Annotated in this window: 13 protein-coding genes; 2 read left to right on the forward strand and 11 right to left on the reverse strand. The window is 68.5% G+C overall.

All coding sequences use genetic code 11. The features are described from left to right. Window positions 1-69 precede the first annotated feature (69 nt). The 8 genes from dxs to ngcE form a co-directional block, all read right to left on the reverse strand. Window positions 70-1,983, reverse strand: a complete 1,914-nt coding sequence (gene dxs / locus AMK21_RS26705; RefSeq protein ID WP_073881743.1) for a 1-deoxy-D-xylulose-5-phosphate synthase — start codon at window positions 1,981-1,983, stop codon at window positions 70-72. A gap of 164 nt (window positions 1,984-2,147) precedes the next feature. Beyond that, window positions 2,148-3,458, reverse strand: coding sequence for a sugar ABC transporter permease (locus tag AMK21_RS26710; RefSeq protein WP_073881744.1), 1,311 nt, complete (start codon window positions 3,456-3,458; stop codon window positions 2,148-2,150). Next, complete coding sequence (locus AMK21_RS26715; protein ID WP_026241920.1) at window positions 3,455-4,243, reverse strand: ATP-binding cassette domain-containing protein; 789 nt, start codon at window positions 4,241-4,243, stop codon at window positions 3,455-3,457. Before AMK21_RS26715 ends, AMK21_RS26710 begins: the two co-directional genes overlap by 4 nt. 275 nt (window positions 4,244-4,518) lie before the next feature. Beyond that, a complete protein-coding gene (locus AMK21_RS26720) occupies window positions 4,519-5,631 on the reverse strand; it encodes a sugar ABC transporter substrate-binding protein (protein ID WP_073881745.1) in 1,113 nt (370 codons plus the stop codon). Between the two features lie 120 nt (window positions 5,632-5,751). Beyond that, complete coding sequence (locus AMK21_RS26725) at window positions 5,752-6,951, reverse strand: ROK family transcriptional regulator (RefSeq protein ID WP_073881746.1); 1,200 nt, start codon at window positions 6,949-6,951, stop codon at window positions 5,752-5,754. A 237-nt stretch (window positions 6,952-7,188) separates the two neighbouring features. After that, the gene (locus tag AMK21_RS26730; RefSeq protein ID WP_073881747.1) at window positions 7,189-8,139 is read right to left on the reverse strand and encodes a carbohydrate ABC transporter permease; all 951 of its coding nucleotides are present in this window, start codon (window positions 8,137-8,139) and stop codon (window positions 7,189-7,191) included. Beyond that, window positions 8,139-9,059, reverse strand: coding sequence for a carbohydrate ABC transporter permease (locus tag AMK21_RS26735; RefSeq protein ID WP_073881748.1), 921 nt, complete (start codon window positions 9,057-9,059; stop codon window positions 8,139-8,141). The genes AMK21_RS26730 and AMK21_RS26735 overlap by 1 nt, the downstream gene beginning before the upstream one ends. A 49-nt stretch (window positions 9,060-9,108) precedes the next feature. Continuing rightward, window positions 9,109-10,554, reverse strand: a complete 1,446-nt coding sequence (ngcE, locus tag AMK21_RS26740; RefSeq protein ID WP_073881749.1) for an N-acetylglucosamine/diacetylchitobiose ABC transporter substrate-binding protein — start codon at window positions 10,552-10,554, stop codon at window positions 9,109-9,111. Window positions 10,555-11,065: 511 nt separating this feature from the next. On the opposite strand from ngcE, the gene AMK21_RS26745 reads away from it, so the two are divergent. Next, entirely contained in the window at window positions 11,066-14,938 is a 3,873-nt protein-coding gene (locus tag AMK21_RS26745; protein ID WP_073881750.1) for a GH92 family glycosyl hydrolase, read from the forward strand. A 60-nt stretch (window positions 14,939-14,998) separates the two neighbouring features. Here the strand turns inward: AMK21_RS26745 and AMK21_RS26750 are convergent, their stop codons facing one another. Both AMK21_RS26750 and AMK21_RS34915 read right to left on the reverse strand, forming a co-directional pair. Next, entirely contained in the window at window positions 14,999-15,616 is a 618-nt protein-coding gene (locus AMK21_RS26750; protein ID WP_073881751.1) for a histidine phosphatase family protein, read from the reverse strand. Then, complete coding sequence (locus tag AMK21_RS34915) at window positions 15,604-15,804, reverse strand: hypothetical protein (protein WP_143194881.1); 201 nt, start codon at window positions 15,802-15,804, stop codon at window positions 15,604-15,606. The genes AMK21_RS26750 and AMK21_RS34915 overlap by 13 nt, the downstream gene beginning before the upstream one ends. Before the next feature lie 45 nt (window positions 15,805-15,849). On the opposite strand from AMK21_RS34915, the gene AMK21_RS26755 reads away from it, so the two are divergent. Next, window positions 15,850-16,410 carry an FxLYD domain-containing protein gene (locus AMK21_RS26755; RefSeq protein WP_073881752.1) on the forward strand — a complete coding sequence of 187 codons (561 nt, stop codon included), beginning with the start codon at window positions 15,850-15,852 and terminating at the stop codon, window positions 16,408-16,410. 97 nt (window positions 16,411-16,507) lie between these two features. Here AMK21_RS26755 and acnA read toward each other — a convergent pair whose 3' ends face one another. Beyond that, the gene (gene acnA, locus AMK21_RS26760) at window positions 16,508-19,225 is read right to left on the reverse strand and encodes an aconitate hydratase AcnA (protein ID WP_073881753.1); all 2,718 of its coding nucleotides are present in this window, start codon (window positions 19,223-19,225) and stop codon (window positions 16,508-16,510) included. Window positions 19,226-19,272 lie beyond the last annotated feature (47 nt).

A 19,272-nucleotide genomic window follows, 5' to 3' on the forward strand; every position in this document is an offset into this window, starting at 1 on the left:
ATGGCCGGGAGAACCACCCGTACAGGGGCGGTTCTCCCGGCCCGTCGGCCCTACGGAGAGGTACGCGGGTCAGTCGCGGGCGGGCTCCACCGCGTGGCTCTCGAAGCGGCCGTCCAGCTTGGCGACCAGACCGGTGACCTGGCGCGCGATGTCCGGGGCGGTCAGTCCGATCTCGGCCATGACCTCGCCGCGGGAGGCGTGGTCGAGGAAGACCGGCGGGATGCCGAAGTCGCGCAGCGGTACGTCGACGTCGGCGTCGCGCAGGGCCTGGGCGACGGCGGAACCGACACCTCCGGCGCGGCTGTTGTCCTCGACGGTGACGACGACGCGGTGGCGCTCGGCGAGCGGGGCGAGGGCCTCGTCGACCGGTTTGACCCAGCGCGGGTCGACGACGGTGCTGGAGATTCCCTGGGCGTCCAGCAGATCGGCGATCTCCAGGCACATCGGGGCGAGCGCGCCGACGGAGACGATCAGGACGTCCGGGCGGGCGGCCTTCGGCTCGCGCAGGACGTCCATGCCACCGGCCCGGCCGACGGCCTTGACCGCCGGGCCGACCGCGCCCTTGGAGAAGCGGACCACGGTGGGCGCGTCGTCGACGGCGACGGCCTCGCGCAGCTGGGCACGGACCTGGTCGGCGTCGCGCGGCGCGGCGATGCGGAGGGTGGGCACGCACTGGAGGATCGACATGTCCCACATGCCGTTGTGCGAGGCGCCGTCCGTGCCGGTGATGCCGGCCCGGTCCAGGACGAAGGTGACGCCGCACTTGTGCAGGGCGACGTCCATCAGGACCTGGTCGAAGGCGCGGTTGAGGAAGGTCGCGTAGACCGCGAAGACCGGGTGGAGACCGCCGGTGGCGAGGCCCGCCGCGGAGACCGCGCCGTGCTGCTCGGCGATGCCGACGTCGTAGATCCGGTCCGGAAAGGCCTCCTCGAACTTGCCGAGGCCGACGGGCTGGAGCATGGCCGCGGTGATCGCGACGATGTCCTCGCGCTCGTGGCCGAGCTTGACCATCTCCTCGCCGAAGACCGAGGTCCAGTCGAGGCCGGAGGTGGAGATCGGCAGACCGGTGTCCGGGTGGATCTTGCCGACGGCGTGGAAGCGGTCGGCCTCGTCCTGGAGGGCCGGGGTGTAGCCGCGGCCCTTCTCGGTGAGGCAGTGCACGATGACCGGGCCGCCGAAGCGCTTGGCGCGCTGGAGCGCGGACTCCAGGGCCTCGATGTCGTGGCCGTCGATGGGACCGACGTACTTCAGGCCGAGGTCCTCGAACATCCCCTGCGGCGCGATGAAGTCCTTCAGGCCCTTCTTGGCGCCGTGCAGGGTCTCGTAGAGCGGGCGGCCGACGACGGGCGTGCGCTCCAGGATGTCCTTGCCGCGGGCCAGGAACCGCTCGTAACCGTCGGTGGTACGGAGGGTGGCGAGGTGGTTGGCCAGGCCGCCGATCGTCGGAGCGTACGAGCGCTCGTTGTCGTTGACGACGATGACGAGCGGGCGGTCCTTGGCGGCGGCGATGTTGTTCAGCGCCTCCCAGGCCATACCGCCGGTGAGCGCGCCGTCACCGATGACCGCGACGACGCGGTCGTCCTTCTTCAGGACCTCGTTCGCCTTGGCCAGGCCGTCGGCCCAGCCGAGCACCCCGGAGGCATGGCTGTTCTCGATGATGTCGTGCTCGGACTCGGCACGGGAGGGGTAGCCGGAGAGGCCGCCCTTGCTCTTGAGCCGGGAGAAGTCCTGGCGGCCGGTGAGCAGCTTGTGGACGTAGGCCTGGTGGCCGGTGTCCCACAGCACCTTGTCCTGGGGCGACTCGAATACCCGGTGCAGGGCGATGGTGAGCTCGACGACGCCCAGGTTGGGGCCGAGGTGTCCGCCGGTCTTGGACACCGCGTCCACGAGGAAGGTGCGGATCTCCTCCGCGAGCTCCTCCAGCTCACCGAGGCTGAGCCGGTCCAGGTCGCGCGGTCCCTTGATGCGGGTCAGCAGATCCACCCGTGCCTCCTTGCGTTTGAGCTGATCGAGCGTGCCGATCCGATGAGTCTAATGTTCCACTACCGGGCCCCGGCATCGGGAGCCTGTGTTCGAACGCGGCCGGCCGGGGACGCGCAGGTGCCCGGCACCCCCGTGGGGCGCCGGGCACCTGCGCGGATCCGCGGTCAGGCGCGGCCTGCGGTCTTCTGGGTCTTACGGGTGACGGAGTCGATGACGACCGTGGCCAGGAGCACGGCGCCGGTGACCATGTACTGGATCGGCGTGGCGATGCCCTCCAGCGACAGTCCGTACTGGATCGAGACGATCACCATGACACCGAGCAGCGCGTTCCACGTGCGGCCGCGGCCGCCGAAGAGGCTGGTGCCGCCGATGACGGCCGCCGCGATGACGTTCATCAGCAGGTCGCCGGTGCCGGAGCCCTGGTTGGCCGCCGCGATCTTGGAGGCCCAGAACAGGCCGCCGATCGCCGCGAACGTCCCCGCGATGGAGAAGACGGAGATCCGGATCGCGGTGACGTTGATACCGGCACGCCGGGAGGCCTCGACGCTGCCGCCGAGCGCGAAGATCTTCCGCCCGTATGCCGTGCGGCGCAGCAGGAAGTCCGTGGCGACCAGGACGATCAGGAAGAGCACCAGGGCGAGCGGCAGGCCGCGGTACTGGTTGAACATGTACGCCGCGGCGAACGCGAACACCGCGAGGACGCCGGTGCGCACGGCGATGTCGGCGATCGGCCGGGACGGGATGCCCGCGGCCTCACGGCGGCGGGTGTCCAGGAACGCGGCGGCGAAGTAGCCGACGACCGCGATCGCGGCGAGCCCGTAGGCGGCGGCGACATCGGTGAAGTAGTACGTGGTCAGCTTGCCGACCACCCCGTCGCCGTCCAGGTTGATGGTGCCGGAGTCGCCGAGCAGCTGGAGCATGAAGCCGAGCCAGAACAGCAGGCCGGCCAGGGTGACGGCGAAGGCCGGTGCGCCGATCCGGGCGAAGAAGAAGCCGTGGATCGCGCCCATCACCGCGCCGCTGACGACGGCGACGAGGATCGCCAGCCACTCGTTCATGCCCTGGGTGACGCTGAGCACCGCGACGAGGGCGCCGGAGACACCGCTGACCGAGCCGACCGAGAGGTCGATCTCGCCGAGCAGCAGGACGAAGATGATGCCCACGGCCATCATGCCGGTGGCCACCATGCTGGTGGCGATGTCGCTGATGTTCTTCGCGGAGAGGAACTCGGAGTTCATGCTCTGGAAGACGATGGCGATGATCGCGAGGCCGACGACCACCGGGATGGAGCCCAGGTCACCGCCGCTGATCTTGCGCTTGAACTCGGTGATGTAGCCGGCGAAGCCCTGCTCACGGATGAGCAGGCGGGGGTCGACGACCGTGGCGGCGCCCTCGGCCGCGTCCGGGTTGCCGACCGGCGCGTCCGCCGGGGCGGCGGTCTTGTCCAGCGAGGTCGCGGACTTGTCGGTGGTCACTTGGAAACCTCCGCGTTGCGCGCCGCACGTCGGGTCACGGCGTTGTCCGTGGCGCCCGTGATGGCGGAGATGATCTCTTCCTGGGAGGTGGTCTTCACATCGAAGACACCGTTGTTCCGGCCCAGCCGGAGCACGGCGACCTTGTCGGCGACGGCCTTCACATCGGCCATGTTGTGGCTGATGAGGATGACCGCGTGGCCGCGCTCGCGCAGCCGCTCGACGAGGTCGAGTACCTGGGCGGTCTGCTCGACGCCGAGGGCAGCGGTCGGCTCGTCGAGGATGACGAGCTTGGGCTCACCGAGCATGGACCGGGCGATGGCCACCGTCTGGCGCTGGCCGCCGGAGAGCGAGGCGATCGGGATGCGGACGCTCGGGATGCGGATCGAGAGCGTGGACAGCAGCTCGCGGGAGCGGCGCTCCATCTCCACCTCGTCCAGGATGCCGAACTTGCGCAGCTCCCGGCCCAGGTAGAGGTTGCCGACGACATCGATGTTGTCGCACAGCGCGAGGTCCTGATAGACGGTCGCGACGCCGAGGTTCTGGGCGTCGTGCGGCTTGTCGATCTGGACGGCCCTGCCCTCCCACTCGATGACTCCCTCATCGATGGGGTGCACTCCGGCGATCGTCTTGACCAGCGTTGATTTACCGGCGCCGTTGTCGCCCACCAGGGCGACCACCTCACCGGCGTGGACCTCAAGCTCTACATCGGTGAGTACCTGGACGGCACCGAATCGCTTGGAGACCCCTCGCAACGCCAACACGGGCGTAGCGGTCACGTGAACCATCTCCTTCGCCGCCTGACCGGCGGGGGATGCCGCGCGCGGGGGAAGGCGCGGCGGTCGAGCAGAAGAAAAGAAACAGGGGGAAGCGTTCCGTCCGGCGCCCCGCCCGGTAGCGGGACGGTTGGTGGGCAGGACACCGGACAGGCTTCGTGGCGCGCGGGCCGGTGTGCGGCGGGCGCGGGCGCGGCGGGGATGCCGTGGCGCCTTCGCGAGGACGCGTCGGGCGTACGGCGGGGGGCGCCCTGTCCGGCCGTGACCGGCCGGACGCCCCCAGGGGCCTACTTCAGGCCGATCTTGTCGCAGGCGGCCTTGTACTTGCCCGAGCAGATCTCGTCCAGCGTCCAGATGCCGTCCTTGACGACGGTGTCCTTGATGTTGTCCTTGGTCAGCGAGATGACCGGGACGAGGACCGTCGGGATGTCCTTCTGGCTGGCGTTGTCGACCTTCGAGGTGGCGATCGAGTCGAGCTTCTCGCCCTTGGCGAGTGCGACGGCCATCTCGGCGGCGACGATGCCCTCGGCCGGGTAGGACTTGTAGACGCTCATGAACTGCTCACCGGTGACGATGCGCTGCACGCCCGCCAGCTCGGCGTCCTGGCCGGTGACCGGGGGGAGCTTCGGCAGACCGGCGGCCTTCAGGGCGGTGATGATGCCGCCCGCCATGCCGTCGTTGGCGGAGTAGACGCCGTCGATCTTGTCCTTGCCGAGCGCGGTGATCGCCGCTTCCATGTTGGCGTTGGCGTTCTCCGGCTTCCACTCCTTGGTGTCGTACTCCTTGCCGTACTTCACCTTGCCGTCGAGGACCGACTTGGCGCCCTTCTTGAAGAGCGCGGCGTTCGGGTCGGTGATCGCGCCGTTCATCATCACGATCGTGCCGCCGTCGGCCTTGTCTCCCAGGGCCTCCAGCAGCGCGGTGCCCTGTGCGCGGCCGACCTCTTCGTTGTCGAAAGAGGTGTACGCGTCGATGGGGCCCTCGGCGAGGCGGTCGAAGGCGACGACCGGGATGCCCTCGGCCTTGGCCTTCTTGATGCTGTTCTCGATCGCCTTGGCGTCCACCGCGCCGACGATGAGCGCGTCGACCTTGTTGGTGATCATGGTGTCGATCTGCTGCGCCTGGGTGGGCGCGTCCTGCTTGGCGTTGGCGTAGATGACCTTCGCCTTGCCGTCCGTGAGCTCGCCGATCTTCTTCTCGATGATCGGACGGTCGAACTTCTCGTAACGGGCCGTCTGGTTCTCGGGGAGGAGCAGACCTATCTTCAGGTCGTCGCCCTTCTTCTCCGAGCCCTGTTCGGCCTTGTCACCGGACTCCTTGGCGCTCCCGCAAGCGGCCAGCGAGATCGCCATCGTGGTGGCGGCAACGGCAACGGCGGCACGACGCATACGCGTGTTCATTCTCGAACCTCCCTGACGAGGCCGCGACGTTGCGGCCGAGGTGGCTGGAAGTCAACTCGGCCGCAGCGCCAGCGTCAAGGAGTAAATCCTTAACGAGATGACAACGGTGCCATTCGTTATCTAAGTGAAGACAGGAGTCGCTGCGGGGAGAGTGCTCTCCAAAAGGGTTGAATCCCCCATCTCGCTCAGCACGAGGGCCAGGGCGCCCAGCACCTCGGCACGGCCGCCCAGAGCCCCGGGGAGCACGGAGAGCTGCCGGGCGGCGCTGGGGATCGCGTAACGCGACACGGAGTCCCGTATGGGCCCCAGAACCAGCTCCCCGGCCTCCGCCAGCGAGCCGCCGAGCACGACCCGGCTGGGGTTGAGCAGGTTGCACAGGTTGGCGACACCGCTGCCTATGTGGCGGCCGACGTCGCCGATCACCCGCCGGCACCCCGGATCGCCCTCACGGGCCAGCTGGACCACCCGTTCCATCGTGAGCCCCGGGCCGTGGCTGGGCTGGAGCAGGGGCAGGACGTAGCGCGCGGCGGTGAAGGTCTCCAGGCAGCCGCGGTTGCCGCAGCGGCAGACAGGGCCCGACTCGTCGAGCGTGATGTGCCCGATCTCGCCGGCCGTGCCGCCGGGGCCCCGGTAGATGGTCCCGTCGATCACCAGACCGGCGCCGACGCCGCTGGCGACCTTGATGTACGCGAGGTCCTTGACGCCCCGCCCGCTGCCCCAGACCAGCTCGCCCAGGGCCCCGAGGTTGGCGTCGTTGTCGACGTACACCGGGACGCCGAGGCGGCCGGAGAGCTCCTCGCTGGGGTTGATGCCCGTCCAGCCCGGCAGGATCGAGGTGGAGCCCAGCGTTCCGGACTCGACGTCGATGGGTCCGGGCACGCCGAGGCCGACGCCGATGACCTTGTCCGGGCCGATTCCGGTGGCCTCGATCAGCCGCTTGACCAGCACTTCCGCCCGGTCGAACCCCTCGGCGGACGACGCGTCGACGTCCAGCGGCTCGGACTCCTCGGCCAGCACCTGGTGGGCCAGGTTGCCGACGGCGACCCGCAGGTGCGTGTGGCCGAAGTCGACGCCGATGACGATGCCCGCGTCACCGCTGAGCGAGACACTGCGGGCCCTGCGTCCGCCCGCCGAGGTGGGCGTGACCTCGACCGTTCCGCCGTCCTTCAGCTCCCGGACGATATTGGAGACCGTGGCCGCGGAGAGCCCGGTGCTCCGGGCGATCTCCGCCTGGGTGAGCGACCCCGCCATACGTACGGCGCGTACGACCCGCTCCAGATTGGCCCTGTGCAGCGATGTCTGCGACCCGGGAGTCTCCATCGACTCATCCACTCCTGCCCTTGGCGGGCGGTCCAGAGGACCGCCCCGGCCGGGGCAGCAGCGATGACACCCCGGCTTCCTCCAACATGTGAACTCTAAGCTGACCGTTCGGGGGTACCTTCCGTCAAGACCTGAGCACCCGCGCACCCCACGACGGCCCGGTGCCCCGGCGGAGAAGTTCTCCGCCGGGGCACCGGGCCGTCGTGGATATGTGACCTTCTTCTGCGGACGCGTGACCTACTTGAGCGCACCCGCCGTCAGACCGGAGACGACCTGGCGCTGGAAGATGATGTACGCCGCCAGCACCGGGAGCATCGCGATCACCAGGCCGGCGAAGAGGCCGGAGTAGTCGCCCTTGTACCCCTGGCTGGAGGCCAGCTCCACCAGGCCCTGGGCGAGCACCCGCTTCTCCGGGTCGGTGTTGAGCACCGTCGGCAGCATGTACTGGTTCCACTGCCCCAGGAAGTTGAAGATGCCGACGCTGATCAGGCCGGGCTTGGCCATCGGCAGCATCACCTGGAAGAACGTCCGGGTGTGCGAGGCCCCGTCGATGATCGACGCCTCCGCCACCGAGGTCGGCAGCGTACGGAAGAACGAGGTCAGGAAGAACACGGTGAACGGCAGCGAGTAGGCGATGTACACGAGGATCAGGCCGTGGATCGTGTTCAGCAGCCCCATGTTGTCCATGACGTAGAACAGCGGGACCAGCGCCAGCATGATCGGGAAGCTCATGCCGCCGACGAACAAGAAGTAGATGAAGCGGTTGCCCGGGAACTCGAAGCGCGCCAGCACATAGGCGGCCATCGACCCGAGTACCAGGGTGCCGACGAGCGACCCGCCCACCACCAGGATGGTGTTGAGGAAGTACTCGCTCATGTGGGCCTGGCTCCAGGCCCGGCCCCAGGCGTCGAAGCTCAGCGAGCTCGGCAGAGACCAGGGGGTGTTGAAGATGTCCGAGTCGGTCTTGAACGACGACATCACCGCCCAGAACAGCGGCAGGACGACCATGATCGCCCACAGGATCAGCATCCCGTGCGAGAAGACGTTGAGGACCTGGCCCTCGCTGCTCTTCGCGGGGGCCGGCGAGCCCTTGGCGGCCGGGCCGGTGCGCTGGGCGGGCACCTTGGCCGCGTCGGTGCCGGAGGAGGGCCCGGAGGCACCGGAGGGAGGGGTGTCAGTGGTCTTCATCAGAACTCCAGCCGCTCGCGCCGGCCCACCCGCATGACGATGGCGGCGAACGCCAGGGTCACGAGGAGCAGGGCGACACCGATCGTGGTCGCGTAGCCCGCCTGTCCGTCACGGAACGCCGACTGGTAGACGTACAGCGGCAGGACGGTGGTCGAGTAGTCGGGCCCGCCGGGGCCGACGCTCATGATGTGGACGATGGCGAAGCCCTCGGCGCCGAGCGCCAGGATGCCCATGTAGACCCAGCCGGACTGGACCGTGTCCCACAGCAGGGGGAGCGTGATCCGGAAGAAGGTCGTGAAGCGGCTCGCCCCGTCCAGCAGGGCGGCCTCGTAGAAGTCCTTGGGGATGGAGGCCATGCCCGCGGAGAACAGCACCACGAAGAAGCCGGTGGTGCACCAGACGAGGACTCCCATGATGACCCACAGGGCCAGGTTCGGATCGCCCAGCCAGTCCGGTACGTCGTCGAAGCCCACGGCCTTGAGCGTGCCGTTGATCATGCCCTGGGCCGGGTCGAAGGCGAACTGGAACAGGATGGCCACGATCGCGATCGAGAGCACCTGCGGGAAGAAGTAGGCGATCTTGTAGAAGCCCGAGCCCCGGACGCCCGCGATGGCGGCGCCCTTGCGGCGCCGGCCACCCACGTTGAGCATGAAGGCGAAGAAGAGCGCGAGGCCCAGCGTCACCAGCGGCAGCAGAACGGCCAGCAGCACACTGTGCTGCAGCGATTTCCAGAAGATGTCGTCGTCGAGCATCTTGGTGTAGTTGTCGAACCCGACCATCTTGAAGTCGGGGCTCAGCCCCGTCCAGTCCGTGAACGAGTAGTAGATGGACTGGATGAAGGGCCAGATGACGAAGATGACGTACAACGCCATCGGGACCACCAGGAACCCGATTATGAACCGGTATTTACCGTGTTGCATCGTTACCGACTCCGACCTTCCCCGAGCTGCCGCCGCTGGTGACGCGTGATCACGCGTGCTTGAAGTGCTTGATGGACTGGTCCTTGGCGGTCGCGTCGGCGAAGGCCTGGATCTTCTTGATGGTCTCGGCCGGGGTGGCGCGGCCGGCCATCATCTCGCCGAGCGCGGCGACGCCGATCTGCTCCTTCTGGAGCTTCACGTACCAGTCCTGCAGGCGGGGGTTGACCACATTGGTGCCCGCCTTCTCCAGCGCGGCGACACCGGACTTCAGGCCGTCGGAGAGCTCGATGCCGTCGGTGCCGCCGTTGAAGGCGGAGAGCGACTTGGTGTTGGTGGTGAAGGACTTGGAGGAGGCCTCACTCAGCATGATGCGCAGCTGCTCCATGCCGCCCTCGGGGTTCTTCGCCTTGGACGGGACGATGAACGGCTCGCCGCCGGACGCCCAGATGGTGCCGAAGGGCAGCTTGTCCGACGAGTCGAGGCTGGAGGGAGCGCCCACGGACAGCTTGAAGTCCTTGGGGATGATCGCCGCTTCCTCGTTCTCGACCCAGGAGCCGTTCGGGATGAACAGCGCCTTGCCGCGGGCCCAGGCGCCCTGCGAACCGCGGTGGTCCAGGCCCGGGGTGCCCTTGAGGACGTAACCCTTGGCGTAGAGCTCGTAGTACGCCTCGAAGGCGGCCTTGACCGCGGGGTGCTCCCAGGCCTTCGGCTCCAGGTTGTCGATGGCGTTCAGGACCTCGACGCCGCCGATCTTCCCGATGAACGGGTAGAGCGAGAACGGGATGTAGTAGGGGTGCTTGCCGGGGTAGGTCCAGCCGGCGATGCCCTTCTTCTTCGCCTTCGCGCAGAGCGCGAGCATGTCGTCCCAGGTCTCCGGGTACGTGGCGTCGAGCTTGTCCAGCGCGGTCTGCGAATACCAGACGCCGTAGACGGTGTACGCGTAGTACATGATCCAGACCGGGTCGCCGTCGAACTGGCCCATCTCGACGATGCCCGGCCGCAGGGTGTCGCGGACCGTCTTGGCGGGGTCGTCGATGGAGGGGGCGTCGAGCAGCGGGGTGAGGTCGGTGAGCTGCTTCTTGCCGACCAGGACGCCCATGTCCATCTGCTGGGCGCCGGAGTTGTCGATCAGGTCCGGCGGCGTGCCGCCGTTGAAGCGCGGCTGGAGGACCGACTGGATCTTCTGCGTCGCCGAGAACTTGATCTGCGCCTCGGGGTAGGTCTTCTTGTAGACGTCCCGGGCGTCCTCGGCGTACTTGGTGCCGAACCCGCCGTCGAAGATGACGATCTCCAGCGGGGCGCTGCCGTTGACGGCCAGCGGGTTCTTGTCGGTCTTCTCGCCCTTTTCGACCTTGTCGTCGCTGCCGCTGTCGCCGCTCGCGCAGGCGGACAGGAAGCTCATCGTCGGAACAGCGATCAGGCCGAGTGCGGCAGAACGCTTGATCAGATCGCGACGGCCAAGGCCCTCATTGTTCTGAGCGGAGGTGGATCCCATGCTCAAGTCCTCGCCTTCTCCAGGACTCAGGCGGTGTACCGGTCACCCGTCGAAAATTCGCCTCAGGCGAAGGGCCCCGCCACCGCGGTCGGTTGCGCTCGGGTCGTGCAGGTATGCAGGTGTACCGGAGATGAAGAACCGGCGGAGTGGGGGTGGTCGGAGAACCGTACCGCCAGGGCGTCCATGACTCCCCCGCGAATGTCTCCTCGTTCCCCCGTGTGCGCATCCGTCGGAAACGGCTGTGCAGATGGCGACAGGTATAGTCCACTTGTCGCCAACTGAGCAAGATCGAATGCACGTTGGGACGGCAGTCTTTCCCGAGTTGAGACCTCGTGGACTCCTCGGCACCTCACGCCCTCGCCCAGGGGCAGCTTTTTCCCGTTACGGCCGATTCGCACCGCGCGCCTTCGGCAACACCCTTGACACGTCCTCTCACTTGGCTCCCTACTGGACCTTGCATCCCGCTATGACAACGTTGTCCAAGCACGCTCCGGGGAGGAACGGCTCGGTTATGCAGCCACCACGAGGTCTCCACCATGGCGCTGGAAAGGTCTTCAGCAGCGCCGCCCGTACGAGACGGAGCCGCACGGCCGCCGTCCTCGCGGCATCACTCGCCCTGGCCCTCGCGGCCCCCACGGCCGCCGTCGCCGGCCCGTCCCAGGTGCCGCAGAAGCCTTCCGGCGAAAGGACGTTCCGCTCCTCGTTCGAGGCGGACGAGAAGCAGCCGGACTGGCGCAACACGGTAGAAGAAGGACCGGACGGCACAGAGCGCTCATCGGGTGTCGACGGCGGATTCTCCGCCGGAATACCGGGCAATGTCACCGGCCGGGTGACCGACGTCCTCGCCAGCGCCGAGAACACCGCTGGCGGCGAGGTCAAGGAGAACCTGGTCGACGTCGAACCGGGCTCCAAGTGGCTGGCGTTCGCGAAGACCGGCTGGGTCGAGTTCGACCTGGACGAGCCGGTGGAGGTGGTGACGTACGCGCTCACCTCCGCCAACGACCACGCCCCGCGCGACCCGAAGGACTGGACGCTCAAGGGCTCCGCCGACGGCAAGGAGTGGACCGACCTCGACCGGCGCACGGGCGAGAGCTTCGCCAAGCGGCACGAGACCAAGTCGTACGATTTCGCCTCCGGCACCGCCTACCGGCACTTCCGCCTGGAGATCACCGCCAACAACGGCACGCCGGACATCCTCCAGCTCGCCGACGTTCAGTTCTCGAACGGTGACACCTCCGATCCCGTCCCCGACGAGATGCGCAGCCAGGCCGACCGCGGCCCCTCCGGCTCGCCCACCGCGAAGGCTGGTGCGGGATTCACCGGAAGGAAGGCACTGCGTTACGCGGGTACGCACACGCCGGACGGCCGCGCGTACTCGTACAACAAGGTCTTCGACGTGAACACGGCCGTCACCAAGGACACCGAGCTCTCCTACCTCGTCTATCCGCAGATGGGCGAGACGGACCTCAACTACCCCGCGACCCACATCGCGGTGGACCTGGCCTTCACCGACGGCACGTACCTGAGCGGGCTGAAGGCCACCGACAGCCACGGCGGACTGCTGACCCCGCAGGGCCAGGCCGACGCCAAGCGCCTGTACGTCAACCAGTGGAACAAGGTCGCCTCCCGCATCGGCACGGTGGCGGCGGGCAAGACGGTCGACCGGATCCTGGTGGCGTACGACTCCCCCAAGGGACCGGCGAAGTTCCAGGGCTGGGTCGACGACATCGCGATCGCCCCGAAGGCACCCGAGAAGCGCAAGGCGCACCTCTCGGACTACGCGCTGACCACCCGCGGCACCAACTCCAGCGGCGGCTTCTCCCGCGGCAACAACATTCCGGCCACCGCGGTCCCCCATGGCTTCAACTTCTGGACTCCGGTGACCAACGCCGGTTCGCTGAGCTGGCTGTACGACTACCACCGGGGCAACAACGAGGACAACCTCCCCACGCTCCAGGCCTTCAGCGCCAGCCATGAGCCGAGCCCCTGGATGGGCGACCGGCAGACCTTCCAGGTGATGCCCACGGCCGCGGCCGGCACCCCGGACGCCGCCCGCACGGCGCGTGCGCTGCCGTTCCGGCACGAGAACGAGATCGCGAAGCCCCACTACTACGGCGTCACGTTCGAGAACGGCCTCAAGACCGAGATCGCGCCGACGGACCACGCGGCCCGGATGCGGTTCACCTACCCCGGCACGGACGCCGGCCTGGTCTTCGACAACGTGTCGAACGCCGGCGGTCTGACTCTGGACGCCAGGTCCCGCTCCTTCTCCGGTTACACGGACGTGAAGAGCGGCCTGTCCACCGGGGCGACCCGCATGTTCGTGTACGGCGTCTTCGACGCGCCGGTGACGGACAGCGGCAAGCTGAAGGGCGGCGGGGGCGACGACGTCACCGGCTTCTTCCGCTTCGACGCGGGCAAGGACCGCACGGTCAACCTGCGTCTGGCGACCTCGCTGATCGGCGTCGACCAGGCGAAGAAGAACCTGGCGACGGAGATCCCGGAGTCCACGTCCTTCGAGAAGGTGCAGCGCACGGCGCAGGCGGCCTGGGACGACGTCCTGGGGACGATCGAGGTCGAGGGCGCCGACGCCGACCAGCTCACCTCGCTCTACTCCAGCCTCTACCGCCTCTACCTCTACCCGAACTCCGGCCACGAGAAGGTCGACGGGAAGAACAAGTACGCGAGCCCCTTCTCCAAGCCGGCCGGCACGGACACCCCGACGCAGACCGGCGCGAAGATCGTCGACGGCAAGGTGTACGTCAACAACGGCTTCTGGGACACCTACCGCACGACCTGGCCCGCCTACTCCTTCTTCTCCCCGAAGAAGGCAGGCGAGCTGGTGGACGGCTTCGTCCAGCACTACAAGGACGGCGGCTGGACCTCCCGTTGGTCCTCCCCCGGTTACGCGGACCTGATGACCGGCACCAGCTCGGACGTGGCCTTCGCCGACGCCTACGTCAAGGGCGTGAAGTTCGACGCGGAGGCGGCGTACGACGCGGCGGTCAAGAACGCCACGGTGGCCCCTCCCTCCGCCGGCGTCGGCCGCAAGGGCATGGAGACCTCCGTCTTCACGGGTTACGCGAACACCGCGACCCACGAGGGCCTCTCCTGGTCGCTGGAGGGCTACCTCAACGACTACGGCATCGCGCGCATGGGCGAGGCGCTCTACAAGAAGACGAAGAAGGCGCGGTACAAGGAGGAGTCCGCCTACTTCCTGAACCGGGCGCAGAAGTACGTCAAGCTCTTCGACGAGAAGGCGGGCTTCTTCCAGGGCAGGAAGCCGAACGGCGACTGGCGCCTCCCGTCGGACCAGTACGACCCCCGCGTATGGGGCTACGACTACACCGAGACCAACGGCTGGGGCTACGCCTTCACCGCCCCGCAGGACAGCCGGGGCCTGGCCAACCTGTACGGCGGCCGCGCGGGGCTCGGCAAGAAGCTGGACACGTACTTCTCGACGCCGGAGACGGCGGGCCCGGAGTTCGTCGGCAGTTACGGCGGAGTCATCCACGAGATGACCGAGGCGCGTGACGTGCGGATGGGCCAGTACGGGCACAGCAACCAGGTCGCCCACCACGCCACGTACATGTACAACGCGGCCTCGCAGCCGTACAAGACGCAGGAGAAGGTCCGCGAGGTGCTGGGCCGCCTGTACGTCGGCAGCGAGATCGGGCAGGGCATCCACGGCGACGAGGACAACGGCGAGCAGTCGGCCTGGTACCTCTTCTCGGCGCTCGGCTTCTACCCGCTGGTGATGGGCAGCGGGGAGTACGCGATCGGCTCACCGCTGTTCAGGAAGGTCACCGTCCGCATGGACAACGGCCGCAAGCTGACCGTCAAGGCCCCCAAGAACAGCGCGAAGAACATCTACGTGCAGGGCGTGAAGGTCAACGGCAAGAAGTGGACCTCCACCGCGCTCCCGCACGACGTGCTGGCCAAGGGCGGCACGCTGGAGTTCGACATGGGTCCGAAGCCGTCCGCCTGGGGCACGGGCAAGGACGCGGCCCCGGTCTCCATCCAGCAGGACGACAAGGCCCCGGCCCCCAAGGGCGATGTGCTGAAGGGCGACGGGGCGCTGTTCGACAACACCTCGGCGACGGCGGCGGATGTCACCTCCGTCGAGCTGCCGGCCGGCGCGTCCACCAAAGCGCTCCAGTACACGCTGACGTCGTCGGCGGCGGACAAGGCCCCGACGGGCTGGACGCTCCAGGGCTCGCCCGACGGCAGGAAGTGGACGGACCTCGACCGCCGCTCCGGCCAGTCCTTCGCCTGGGACAAGCAGACCCGGGCCTTCTCGGTGGACCAGCCCGGCGCGTACGCGCAGTACCGGCTGGTGCTGACGGGTCCGGCGACGCTGGCGGAGGTGGAGCTGCTCTCCTGACCTGTGCGTGACGCACGTCGGCGGCCGGTACCCGAGCACGGGGCACCGGCCGTCGGCGTTTCAGGCCTCGTGCAGGCTCTCGGGAAGGGCGACGTTGAGCGCGGCGACGACGGGCCGGCCGTGTTCGGTGCCGAGCCTGGAGACGGCCCCGGTGGCGAGCTGGAAGAGCCGGCCCTCGGCCGGGGTCAGGCCGAGGTAGCGGGCGGTGAGGACGCGCAGGAAGTGCGAGTGGGCGACGAGCGCGATGTCCGCGCTCCCGATCCCCTCGGCGGCCGACCGGACGCCCGCGAGCACCTGGTCGGCGCGCTGCCCGACCTCGGCGGGGCTCTCGCCGGGGTGTTCGTCGGAGCCGGGGTCGACGCCATCGGTCCAGAGGTTCCAGAAGGGGCGGGTGCGGCGGATCGCCTGGGTGGTGATGCCCTCGTAGCCGCCGTAGTCCCATTCCCGCAGCTCGGGGGTGACCCGGGGGGCGTGGAGCCCGGCCAGCTCGGCGGTGCGGCGGGCCCGGATCGAGGGGCTGACGAGGGTGAGCCCGATGTTCCGCTCGGCGAGCAGCGGCACGAGGGCGCGGGCCTGGCGCCGGCCGGTGGCGGTCAGCGGGAGGTCGGTCCAGCTCGTGTGCTGCCCGGAGCGGGACCATTCGGTCTCACCGTGCCGGATGAGGATCAGCTCGCCCATGGTGGTCCGTTCACTTTCTGTACGGGTGGTACGGGGGTGGCGCCGACGTTGCCGATGATGCCGGCGGTGCTGGTGTTGCCGTCGGTGCTGGTGTTGCCGTCGGTGCTGGTGTTGCCGTCAGTGCTGGTGTTGCCGGTGCTGCTGCTGTTACTGACAGGATCAGTGGGGTGGTGGGGCGGTGGAGCCACGTACCGTAAGTCCCTCACCTGACCGACATCCCGTGGGGGGACCCCATGTCCGACAACTCGCCGCCTCCGCCGCCCGAACAGCCGCAGCCGTCGCCCTGGGGGCCTCCCGCCGCACCGCCGGGCACGCCGCGCACGGGGCTGATCGTGTCGCTCGCCGTGGGCGGTGGACTGGTCGTGGCGGGGGCGCTGGTGGCGCTGGTCTACTCCCTGATGGACTCGGTCTCGGACTCCATCGCGCTGCCGCCCGCGCGGTCGGAGGCGCCCTCCTCCGAGCCGTACGAGGAGGAGCCGGTGGAGGAGGAGCCCGAGCCCGTCGCGTCCGGGCCGGCCGCCGAGGGGGACGTCACCGTCACGAAGTGCACGCGGGACTCGCTGATCGGCTGGCCGCACGCCGATCTGAAGATCGTGAACGGGAGCGGGAGCCCGGCGGGTTACGTCGTGTTCGTCGAGTTCCTGGATGCGAAGGGCGCGGTGCTGACCGACGGCGTCGCGACCACCGACGACGTGGCCCCCGGCGCGTCGGTGGAGGTGGAGGCGCAGGGAGTCGGCGAGGTGCCGACGGGCACGAAGTGCCGCGTCAAGCAGGTGACGCGGGACCCGATGTAGGGCTCCGGGGCCGTGTCCGGTGCGCTGTGACGCCGAAGGGCCGCACCCCGGGGAGAACCCGGGGTGCGGCCCTTTCCACTCGGTCGTCCTGGTCCGCCTACTTGCGGATCAGGCTGCGGAGCACGTACTGCAGGATGCCGCCGTTGCGGTAGTAGTCCGCCTCGCCGGGGGTGTCGATACGGACGACGCCGTCGAACTCCACACCGGTGTCGGTGGTGACCTTGACCGTGCGCGGGGTGGTGCCGTTGTTCAGCTCGGTGACGCCGGTGAAGGAGAAGGTCTCCTCGCCGGTGAGACCGAGGGTCTCGGCGTTCTGGCCCTCGGGGAACTGGAGCGGGAGGACGCCCATGCCGATGAGGTTCGAGCGGTGGATGCGCTCGTAGGACTCGGCGATGACGGCCTTGACACCGAGGAGCGCGGTGCCCTTGGCGGCCCAGTCACGGGACGAGCCGGAGCCGTACTCCTTGCCCGCGAGGATCGCGAGCGGGGTGCCGGCGGCCTGGTAGTTCTGCGAGGCGTCGTAGATGAACGACACCGGGCCGTCAGCCTGGGTGAAGTCGCGGGTGTAGCCGCCCTCGGTGCCCGGCGCGATCTGGTTGCGCAGGCGGATGTTGGCGAACGTGCCGCGGATCATGACCTCGTGGTTGCCTCGGCGCGAGCCGTAGGAGTTGAAGTCACGGCGCTCGATGCCGTGCTCCGTGAGGTACTTGCCGGCCGGGGTGTCGGCCTTGATGGCGCCGGCCGGGGAGATGTGGTCGGTGGTGACCGAGTCGCCGAGCTTGGCGAGCACCCGGGCACCGGTGATGTCCTCGACCGGGGTCGTCTCCATCGTCATGCCCTCGAAGTACGGGGGCTTGCGCACGTAGGTGGACTCGGAGTCCCACTCGAAGGTGTTGCCGGTCGGGATCGACAGCGCCTGCCACTGGGCGTCGCCCGCGAAGACGTCCTGGTAGGACTTGTTGAACATGTCCTCGCCGATGGCGTTCGCCACGACGTCGTTGACCTCGGCCTCGGTGGGCCAGATGTCGGCCAGGTAGACGGGCTTGCCGTCCTGGTCGACGCCGAGGGCGTCCTTGGTGATGTCGACCTTCATCGAACCCGCGATGGCGTACGCGACGACCAGCGGCGGGGACGCCAGGTAGTTCATCTTGACGTCGGGGTTGATCCGGCCCTCGAAGTTGCGGTTGCCGGAGAGCACCGAGGTGACGGCGAGGTCGTTGTCGTTGACCGCCTTGGAGACCTCCTCCGGCAGCGGGCCGGAGTTGCCGATGCAGGTGGTGCAGCCGTAGCCGACGAGGTTGAAGCCGACCTTGTCGAGGTACGGGGTCAGGCCCGCCTTGTCGAAGTAGTCGGTGACGACCTTCGAGCCCGGGGCGAGGGTGGTCTTGACCCACGGCTTGCGGGTCAGGCCCTTCTCGACCGCCTTCTTCGCCACGAGCGCGGCGGCGACCATGACGTACGGGTTCGAGGTGTTGGTGCAGGAGGTGATCGCGGCGACGGTGACGGCGCCGTGGTCGATCTCGTACGTCGAGCCGTCGGGGGCCGTGACGGTGACCGGCTTGGACGGGGCGCCGTTCGGCGTGTTGGACGGGGCGTCGGAGGCCGGGAAGGACTCCTTGCTCGCCTCCATCTCGTCCGCGACGTAGTTGCGCACGTCTTGGGCGAACTGCTGCGAGGCATTGGCCAGGACGATGCGGTCCTGCGGGCGCTTCGGGCCGGCGATGGAGGGGACGACCGTGGAGAGGTCGAGCTCCAGCTTCTCGGAGAAGTCCGGCTCGGCGGCCGGGTCCAGCCAGAGGCCCTGCTCCTTGGCGTACGCCTCGACGAGGGCGACCTGCTGCTCGTCGCGGCCGGTCAGGCGCAGGTACTTCAGCGTCTCGTCGTCGATCGGGAAGATCGCGGCGGTGGAGCCGAACTCCGGCGACATGTTGCCGATGGTGGCGCGGTTGGCGAGGGAGGTGGCGGAGACGCCCTGCCCGTAGAACTCGACGAACTTGCCGACGACGCCGTGCTTGCGGAGCATCTCGGTGATGGTCAGCACGAGGTCGGTGGCGGTGGTGCCGGCCGGGAGCTCGCCGGTCAGCTTGAAGCCGACGACGCGCGGGATGAGCATGGAGACCGGCTGGCCGAGCATCGCGGCCTCGGCCTCGATGCCGCCGACGCCCCAGCCCAGCACACCGAGGCCGTTGACCATGGTGGTGTGCGAGTCGGTACCGACGAGGGTGTCGGGGTAGGCCTGGCCGCCTCGGACCATGACCGTACGGGCCAGGTGTTCGATGTTCACCTGGTGGACGATGCCGGTGCCCGGGGGGACGACCTTGAACTCGTCGAAGGCGGTCTGACCCCAGCGCAGGAACTGGTAGCGCTCCTTGTTGCGGCCGTACTCCAGCTCGACGTTCTGGGCGAACGCCTCCTTGGTGCCGAACTTGTCGGCGATGACCGAGTGGTCGATGACCAGCTCGGCCGGGGCCAGCGGGTTGATCTTCGCCGGGTCGCCGCCGAGCTCCTTGACGGCCTCACGCATGGTGGCGAGGTCCACGACACACGGCACGCCGGTGAAGTCCTGCATGATCACGCGGGCCGGCGTGAACTGGATCTCCTGGCTGGGCTGCGCCTGGGAATCCCAGCCGCCGATGGCACGGATGTGGTCGGCGGTGATGTTCGCGCCGTCCTCGGTACGGAGCAGGTTCTCCAGCAGGACCTTCAGGCTGTACGGGAGGCGCGCGGAGCCCTCTACCTTGTCCAGCTTGAAGATCTCGTACGACTCGTCGCCCACGCGCAGCGTGCTGCGGGCGTCGAAGCTGTTCGCCGACACGACAGTCTCCTTCTTCAATGTGCGCGTTCTACCGCGCCGCGCCTCAT

It is taken from the genome of Streptomyces sp. CB00316, from assembly GCF_001905595.1.
Taxonomy (GTDB): domain Bacteria; phylum Actinomycetota; class Actinomycetes; order Streptomycetales; family Streptomycetaceae; genus Streptomyces.

Coding starts and splice junctions, on each gene's coding strand:
- AMK21_RS26725 (WP_073881746.1), bottom strand. CDS start 6,951: ATGGAGACTCCCGGGTCGCAGACATCGCTGCACAGGGCCAATCTGGAG.
- AMK21_RS26755 (WP_073881752.1), top strand. CDS start 15,850: ATGTCCGACAACTCGCCGCCTCCGCCGCCCGAACAGCCGCAGCCGTCG.
- AMK21_RS26750 (WP_073881751.1), bottom strand. CDS start 15,616: ATGGGCGAGCTGATCCTCATCCGGCACGGTGAGACCGAATGGTCCCGC.
- AMK21_RS26730 (WP_073881747.1), bottom strand. CDS start 8,139: ATGAAGACCACTGACACCCCTCCCTCCGGTGCCTCCGGGCCCTCCTCC.
- AMK21_RS26715 (WP_026241920.1), bottom strand. CDS start 4,243: ATGGTTCACGTGACCGCTACGCCCGTGTTGGCGTTGCGAGGGGTCTCC.
- ngcE (WP_073881749.1), bottom strand. CDS start 10,554: ATGGGATCCACCTCCGCTCAGAACAATGAGGGCCTTGGCCGTCGCGAT.
- AMK21_RS26735 (WP_073881748.1), bottom strand. CDS start 9,059: ATGCAACACGGTAAATACCGGTTCATAATCGGGTTCCTGGTGGTCCCG.
- AMK21_RS26745 (WP_073881750.1), top strand. CDS start 11,066: ATGCAGCCACCACGAGGTCTCCACCATGGCGCTGGAAAGGTCTTCAGC.
- AMK21_RS26720 (WP_073881745.1), bottom strand. CDS start 5,631: ATGAACACGCGTATGCGTCGTGCCGCCGTTGCCGTTGCCGCCACCACG.